This is a genomic window from Capnocytophaga canis (assembly GCF_000827555.1).
In the GTDB taxonomy this organism is placed as follows: Bacteria; Bacteroidota; Bacteroidia; order Flavobacteriales; family Flavobacteriaceae; genus Capnocytophaga; species Capnocytophaga canis.
Window position 1 is genome coordinate 1 of the sequence record NZ_CDOI01000187.1, and the last position, 8,125, is coordinate 8,125.

The window sequence follows — 8,125 nt, forward strand, 5'->3', positions numbered from 1 at the left end:
ACAGTTGTAATTTGCAGGAGTTACAATCCCTTCGATGGATTCACAAACCTTTTCTACTACGGCATCATCCAAACCTAATACGGCAGCCATTGTTCCTGGTTGTAATTCACATGCTTTTTGCATCGCCAAAGCTCGTTTGGAAACGAGTTGCAGTCCGTCTTCAAATGACAGAGTTTTGTTAGCTACCAGTGCCGAAAATTCTCCTAATGAATGCCCTGCAACCATTTGAGGACGGAATGATTCCCCTAAAACCTTACTCAACACTACAGAATGTAGAAAAATGGCAGGTTGCGTCACTTTCGTCTGTTTCAAATCCTCCTCTGTCCCGTTAAACATTACTTCTGTGATTGAAAAACCTAAAATGTCATCGGCTTGTTTAAAAAGTTCCTTGGCTACGGTTGACTTCTCATATAAATCAATTCCCATACCAACAAATTGAGCTCCTTGTCCTGGAAAAATATATGCTTTCATAAGTATATCAATTTTATTTTTTATAATCTATTTTAAAATAAAGATTCGTATTTTCAATTAAAACCTACATTGCAAGAATCTAAGATTTATATATTTATGTCTTAGAACCCGCAGAACCTTAAATTACTTATTAACAATTAAGTAATCATAAAACCTATCAAAGATGATTTTAAACCACTCGGTGTATTTTTGAGGATTTGCATCAATATCAATTTTCACCTTTTCAGGGGTTTCCCATTTCCAATCGGCAACTTCTTGAGAATTGATTTGAGGTGCGTGGTCGTAAAAACCAAGCAATACGTGGTCAAATTCATACTCTGTAAGTCCGTTATCAAAAGGCGCCTTATATATAAACGATATAACATCTTCCAATTCGGTGGTAAAGCCCATTTCTTCTTGTAGTCGTCGCTTACCTGCTTCGATATTACTCTCATTTTCACGCTGATGACTACAACAAGTGTTTGTCCACAACCCTGGGGAATGATACTTATGTAATGCACGTTGCTGCAACATCATCTCGCCTTTTGCGTTCATCACAAACACCGAGAAAGCCCTGTGAAGCAAAGCTTTTTGATGTGCCTCTATTTTTTCCATCAACCCGATTGGATTATCGTTTTCATCAACTAATATCACTCGCTCTTCCATAGTTTTCATGGGGTTATGTTTTATTCTTACGTAAAAGAGTCGTTTCCCAAAATATTAGGTTAATCCTCTAATTATTTGATCGGTTTCTTACACTCATGTAAGTTTAAGATATGCTTTTTATTTTTGATTTTCAGTAATTTAAATAAAATAGAATTCTACAAAAAAAATGAAGTTTTCGAAAAAAACGTTACCTATTTTATAAGTTGATACGTAATGTTATCCCCTACATCAATACCCCATTTATCGGACAACCCGCCATTGATTTCCAGAACATACATTGCTGGTGCTTCTGAAGGCATTGACGACTCATCATAGGGTTTAGCTCTTTTTACAATGCTAACTATCTGCAAATCTTTATTTAAATAGATAATATCCAACGAAAATTCTGTATTTTTCATATAGAAGGAACGAGGCTCCTCCTCTTTAAAAATAAAAAACATTCCTTGGTTTTCGTCCATTCCTTTACGATACATCAACCCCAAGGCTCTTTCATTAGGTGTATCAGCCAATTCTATATCTATTTTACGTACCAATTCCCCTTGTTTGAAAATCGACACTTCCGCTTCTTTAGTAAATTCTATTTCAACCTCTTTGATTTCAGAAAAAGTCATTGTTTCTTGCTCCTTTCCTGAAAAAAAAGCGGGTAAAACATATGCTAAAGCTGCAATTACAAGTATTCCTAATGCTAAAGGAACAAAATATTTTCTAAAAAATTCCATTTCTACACCTTTTTTCTAAATAATAAATAAAATCCTACTACAATAAAAGGCAAACTCAACCATTGTCCTGTTGACAAAAGCCCTAAGGTGCTTTCAAATCCGCCTTGACTTTCTTTGACAAATTCCACTGCAAAACGAATACCCCAGAGTAACACCAAAAATAACCCAAAAATGAAGAAAGGTTGTTTTCTTTTGTCCGTTTTCCAGTAGGTGAACCACAAAACCCAGAACAAAAGGAAGTAGCCTACCGCTTCATAAAGTTGTGCGGGGTGTTGATATGGAATAGCTGCCAACACCTCAGAAAAACGCGGATCGTTAGCGATGAGATGAAAGGCTTCTTTAGGAGAGCTTTGTCCTGTAAGCTCCATGGCTTGTCGGGATGAGATTTCGCCTCCTTGTACAAATTTTACCCCTAATGGATAACTTGAATCTACCACTTTTCCATTAATTTCCGAATTAAAGAAATTCCCCAAACGAACAAACATTCCCCCTATGGTAATCGGAATTACGATACGATCCAGCACCCATGAAAGGGTAATATCTTTATACTTACGTATATAAAAAACCATTGCAACAATAATTCCTATGGCTGCTCCATGACTTGCCAGACCTGCAAATCCTGTAAACTCCCATCCTTTGATAATCCCAAAAAGACTTTCGTTCGGATTTTTACGAATCGGTAGGAAAATTTCTAAAATATTATGTTGAAAATAATCCCAATTATAGAAAAAACAATCCCCGAGACGAGCCCCTACTAAGGTAGCCACAGCAGTATAAATCAATAAGGTATCTAACTGCTGTAATGTTTTTCCCTCATTGAGATATATCTTTTTCATTACGTACCACCCGAGACTGAATGCAACTAAAAACATCAGGCTGTAATAACGAATGGCAATTCCTCCGATAGAAAAGAAAATCTCATCAGAGTTCCATATAAAATTTAATGCTGTCATCTTTTTTATCCATTTATTGATTTAATAGCTTCTATTCGTTGTAGAGTCTCCTCTTTTCCGATTACTTCCATAATGTCGAAAATGTGAACACCTTTCATTTCACCAACTAACGCCAAACGTAATGGAGGCATAACTTGTCCGAAACTATATCCTTTTTCTGTAATATGATTTTTTACAGCTTCTTCTAACGGAACAGATGAAAAATTGGAAGTTTCTTTGATAATTTGAGCTACTTCGGTCAAAATTTGAGCTGTATTTTCTTTCCATTGCTTTTTCATCGCTTTATCATCGTAAACGGATGGTTTTTGGAAAAAATAACTTCCTAATTCCCAAAAATCGGACACAAACGTAGCTCGTTCTTTTATCAAATGAACAATTTTTTCGACCTTATCCGTAGCAATAGAAATCCCTTTTTCTATAAGGATTTTCGAGAAATCGTCTGCCAATTCTCTGTCAGACTTCTTCTGTAGATATTGGTGGTTAAACCATTTGATTTTTTCAGGGTCAAAACGAGCCCCTGCCTTATGAACTCGCTCCAAATCAAATAGTTCTATCAATTCATTCAAAGAAAATATTTCCTGATCCGTACCTGGATTCCAGCCTAAAAGTGCTAAGAAATTTACTAATGCCTCAGGAAAGTAGCCTTCCCCCTTGAACCCTTTGAGTGGAGCATCTCCCTCTGTCCAATCTAGTGGAAAAACGGGGAATCCCAACTTGATTCCGTCACGTTTGCTGAGTTTTCCGTTACCTACGGGCTTCAAGATTAGGGGCAAATGAGCAAACTGCGGAGCCTCCCATCCAAAAGCACGATATAATAGCATGTGTAAAGGCAAGGATGGTAACCACTCTTCCCCACGGATAACGTGTGAAATTTCCATTAAATGATCGTCTACAATATTTGCCAAATGATATGTCGGCATTCCATCACTTTTGAATAATACCTTATCATCCAAGGTTTTGGTATCGATGATTACCTCTCCACGTATTAAATCATTCATTTTCAGCACTTCTTCAGGCATTTTAAAACGAATCACAAATTCATCACCACGGTCAAGGCGTTGTTTAACTTCTTCTTCTGTAAGGGATAATGAATTCTTTAGTTGAAGACGAGTTTGCCAGTTATAAATGAACGTTTTTCCTGCAGATTCGTATTCTTTACGCTGATTGTCAAGATCTTCAGCCGAGTCAAACGCATAATAGGCTTTTCCTTTCTGAATAAGCTCATCAGCATACTTTTTATAAATTTCTTTTCGTTCACTTTGGCGATAGGGAGCATGTTTACCTTCTTTACCAACGCCTTCGTCAAACGGAATGCCACACCAGTTTAATGCCTCAATGATGTACTGCTCGGCTCCCTCTACGTAACGAGTTTGGTCTGTGTCCTCAATACGAAGAAGAAAATCTCCTCCATATTTTTTAGCAAATAAGTAATTGAACAATGCGGTACGTACGCCTCCTATGTGTAAAGCTCCCGTTGGACTGGGTGCAAATCGAACTCTTACCATATGTTTTCGGTATTTTACAAATCAAGAATGCAAAGGTATAAATTATTCGTAAAATAATTAAAAATATTTCACCCAAATATTTTTTTAGAAAATTAACCTCTAAATGTGATTTTTATTTGTACTCAATGCCATAAACAAGCATATATCAATTAACAAAAAACAAGTTTTGGGATAATTCTTTCGTTTTTTATAAATCTCTATTTTTTATGATTTTGTAGGACATTAATACGAAAAGAATTGTCCAACAACAAACAATCAGAATATCAGAAATTTGCACTGAAAAATCATACGGAATATTTATTCCCGTTTCATTAGCAAACTCCTTGATACCGTTCATTCGGGTAAAAGGTTGTTTGATAAGGTTGGACATGGCTTCCAGTGGCAAAATCCGCTTGATGATGCCTAAACTTTCGTGTCTTTGAGAAAAAATAGCTAAAAATTGCTCAATAACATACCACAACGCCAAAAAACCTAAAGAAAAAGCTGATTTTCGAGTCAGTACGCTAAAAAACAAACACATTGTAAAGAAGCCAACTAATTTTACCAAATAAGCTAATAAGTATTCTAATTGAGAAAAAATGATAAGTATTTCATCATATTTTGAATAAATTAACCCTAATACTAAGGAAACTAAAAAGACTACAAGTGTAGATATGGCAGAAAATAATACTATGGTCAGAAACTTCGAATAAACAAACTCTTTTTTGCTCAAACCATCAATAAGGTTTTGCTTTAAGGTTTTGTTACTGTATTCATTAGCAACCATAGAAACCACTACAATAGCAAAAAATAATTTAAAGAAAGCTGCCATGTAGGTGTTGAAATGCCATACAAATGGGAAATCAAAAATACCTTGCTTTGCTAAATGAAAAACGAAAGCTCCAAAGTCAATTTTTACGGTTGCAAATAAGGCTAAAAAGGCGAGTGAACCAAAGTAGGCTATTATTAAAATACGACTACTTTTGCTGTTCCATATTTTTATAAGTTCTATTTGTAATAATCGAAGCATAATAATTTTAATTTGTATGATTAGTTAATTTAAGGAATTGATTTTCAAGACTTTCTTTTCGTTTTACTAAGTGGGAAAGTACGTAACCTTTTTCAAAAAGTCGTTTATTCAATTCTTCAGAAGGAATGTCGGTTTTCAAATAAGCTCGAATTAAATTTCCTTCAATGATAATTTTATCAAATTGCGTGAAATCTCGTAAAGCTTCTTGCAATTTTTCATTGTGCTGGGTAGCTAACTCAAAAAATCCGTAATCGTTGAACATAGCGTCGACACGTCCGTTGTAACGCATCTTTCCTTGTTGTAGTACTACCACGTGCGTACACACTTTTTCTACCTCATCCAATAAATGCGATGCCAGTAACACGGTTACTCCTTGAGATGCAATATAGCGTATTAGTTCTCTAATTTGGTGTATTCCCTGCGGATCAAGACCGTTGGTAGGTTCATCTAAAATTAAGATTTCGGGGTCATTAAGGAGTGCAGAAGCAATTGCTAAACGCTGCTTCATTCCCAATGAAAAAGCTGAAAATTTACGATCTTTGACTTCCCACAAGCCTACTAATTGCAATTTTTCTTGGATTTTATCGGTTGTAGCTCCCTTAATTTTGCAAACCAAACGCAGATTTTCATAAGCCGACATATACGGATAGAAATTCGGACGTTCGATGATGGCTCCTATACGTTTGAGAGCCTGTTGATTAGATATATTTCCATTAAACCATTGATATTCACCCGAAGTTTTATTCACCACATTGAGAATCATTCCCAAAGTTGTGGATTTCCCGCTTCCGTTAGGCCCTAACAACCCGTATATACTGCCTTTTTCAATTTGGAACGAAACGTTATCTACGGCTACGAAACTACCAAACTTTTTTGTTAATTGCCGAATTTCTAAAATTGTTTTCATTTCTTGAACTGCTATTTTATGCAAATGTACAAAAAAGTAGTTAAAACCAAATTGCAGTTTATTTTTAGTGTGTTTTAGGAGATTGTATTTCTTTACAGATTTTAGCTACAAATTTAATGTCTGAATGCCAATGTAAATCCATTTATTATTCATATCTTTGCTTTGAACTGAACCAAAGGATGTAATTGAATTTTATCGCAACTTTTTCACGTGAAAAGATGAAAAAATAACTTCAAACTTACTTTCCTTTATAAAATTTTAAAAAGATGAAAAATCCATTAGCCTTACTTTTTGATTGTGGAGCTACTAATGTACGTGTAATAGCCATGGACATACACGGAAATATTGAAGCTTCTCAATCCTATCCTAACCAAACCGAAGCCGATCCTCATTACGAAGGCGGACGTATTTGGAATGTTGACGCTATCTGGGAGAAACTGTGCAAGGCTGCTAAAATCGTAACTTCACAAATCGACACCTCTCGAATTGTAGGGGTTGCTACCACAACCTTTGGCGTGGACGGAACGCTCGTAGCCGAATCAGGTGAATTGCTCTATCCCGTCATCTCTTGGCAATGCAAACGCACCGACTCCATTATGGAAAACATCGGTAATTATATCCCTGTAAAGGAACTATACACAACATCAGGAATTTTACCGTACAGCTTCAATACCATTAATAAATTAATATGGTTTAAAGAAAATCACCCCGAATTGCTACAGCATCCAAAAGTTCAATTTCTTTATATGCCGTCGCTACTAAATTTCCGTTTAACAGGTAACAAATTGAATGACAGCACAATGTCAGGAACATCAATGCTTACTGACTTATCACAACGGAACTACTCACAAAAAATATTCAATGCACTCGAACTTCAAATATCCCTCATGGGAGATACAGCCTCAGCGGGAACAAAAGTTGGGAGTATAACCTCCCGAGCCTCTATTGAAACAGGAATTCCTGAAAATACACCTGTTTTTTTAGCAGGACACGACACCCAGTTTGCTATCATTGGTTCAGGAGTAGGAATGAACCAACCTATACTCAGTTCAGGTACGTGGGAAATTTTGATGTCTCGAACCCAGCACTATACTGTTTCTGAAGCAGAATTTGGCTTAGGGCTGACCACAGAATTAGACGCCGAAGAACACACCTACAATATTGGTGTAAATTATTTAGGATCAGGAGTTTTAGAATGGATTCGACGAATGTTTTACATGGATATTCCTCAGGAAGATGTATATTCGGTGATGATTTCAGAGGCCGAAAAAATTCCGATGGGATGCGAGGGAGTACGCGTGAATCCAGATTTTCTGGATAAAGAAAATGGTTCAGAAGGAGCTATTATAGGCATCACCCTGCAAACTACAAGAGCTCATATCTATCGAGCTACCTTAGAAGCTTTGGCTCATAAATTAAAAAAAGCCCTACAAGCTGTTGAAAAGGCAGGAAATTTTAAAGCTGAATACATTACTTGCGTTGGAGGAGGCACAAAAAACAAGCTATGGAATCAGCTACGAGCCGATATTTGTGATTTACCGATAAGACTAATCAAACAGAAGGAAACCACTGTTTTAGGATCATCGATGTATGTTTTTAAAGCAACAGGATTTTTTAACTCCATTGAAGAAGCTCAAAGTCACTTAGATTATCAACCTGAGATAATTTACCCATCTTCAAGAAATGTGTAGCAATTTTCCAAATGATTATTGTTGAGAGGAATGTAGCATTCAATATTAAATAGTCGAAAATGAAAACCTCTGAAAGTGAACATACTTTCAGAGGCTTCTGGTGTAATAAAAAAACAATAACTATTTCATCTCAATAATGATAAATTCACTTCGGCGATTTGCTTGATGTTCTTCCTCAGAACATGAAACACCATCCGAACAACCATTAACTAACTGAGTTTCTCC

At 36.1% G+C, this 8,125-nt stretch carries 8 protein-coding genes; 1 reads left to right on the plus strand and 7 read right to left on the minus strand.

Annotation, left to right across the window (positions count from 1 at the left end; translation table 11 throughout):
- From CCAND38_RS09805 to CCAND38_RS09835, 7 genes are all read right to left on the minus strand, one after another.
- Positions 1-471: ACP S-malonyltransferase (locus tag CCAND38_RS09805; protein ID WP_042345101.1), on the minus strand; the 471-nt coding region annotated here is incomplete at its 3' end.
- Between the two features lie 123 nt (positions 472-594).
- Positions 595-1,116, minus strand: a complete 522-nt coding sequence (gene idi / locus CCAND38_RS09810) for an isopentenyl-diphosphate Delta-isomerase (protein WP_042345112.1) — start codon at positions 1,114-1,116, stop codon at positions 595-597.
- Between the two features lie 191 nt (positions 1,117-1,307).
- A complete protein-coding gene (locus CCAND38_RS09815; RefSeq protein WP_042005923.1) occupies positions 1,308-1,835 on the minus strand; it encodes a DUF192 domain-containing protein in 528 nt (175 codons plus the stop codon).
- Between the two features lie 2 nt (positions 1,836-1,837).
- Positions 1,838-2,788 carry a prolipoprotein diacylglyceryl transferase gene (lgt, locus tag CCAND38_RS09820; RefSeq protein WP_042345102.1) on the minus strand — a complete coding sequence of 317 codons (951 nt, stop codon included), beginning with the start codon at positions 2,786-2,788 and terminating at the stop codon, positions 1,838-1,840.
- Positions 2,789-2,793: 5 nt separating this feature from the next.
- Positions 2,794-4,293 carry a glutamate--tRNA ligase gene (gltX, locus tag CCAND38_RS09825; protein ID WP_042345103.1) on the minus strand — a complete coding sequence of 500 codons (1,500 nt, stop codon included), beginning with the start codon at positions 4,291-4,293 and terminating at the stop codon, positions 2,794-2,796.
- 187 nt (positions 4,294-4,480) lie between these two features.
- On the minus strand, positions 4,481-5,302 hold the full coding sequence (locus CCAND38_RS09830; RefSeq protein WP_042345105.1) for an ABC transporter permease: 822 nt from the start codon (positions 5,300-5,302) through the stop codon (positions 4,481-4,483).
- A gap of 7 nt (positions 5,303-5,309) precedes the next feature.
- Complete coding sequence (locus tag CCAND38_RS09835) at positions 5,310-6,209, minus strand: ABC transporter ATP-binding protein (protein ID WP_042345108.1); 900 nt, start codon at positions 6,207-6,209, stop codon at positions 5,310-5,312.
- Between the two features lie 266 nt (positions 6,210-6,475).
- Between CCAND38_RS09835 and fucK the strand changes: the two genes are divergently transcribed.
- Positions 6,476-7,900: an L-fuculokinase gene (gene fucK / locus CCAND38_RS09840; protein WP_042345110.1), complete on the plus strand. Its 1,425-nt coding sequence runs from the start codon at positions 6,476-6,478 to the stop codon at positions 7,898-7,900.
- Positions 7,901-8,125 lie beyond the last annotated feature (225 nt).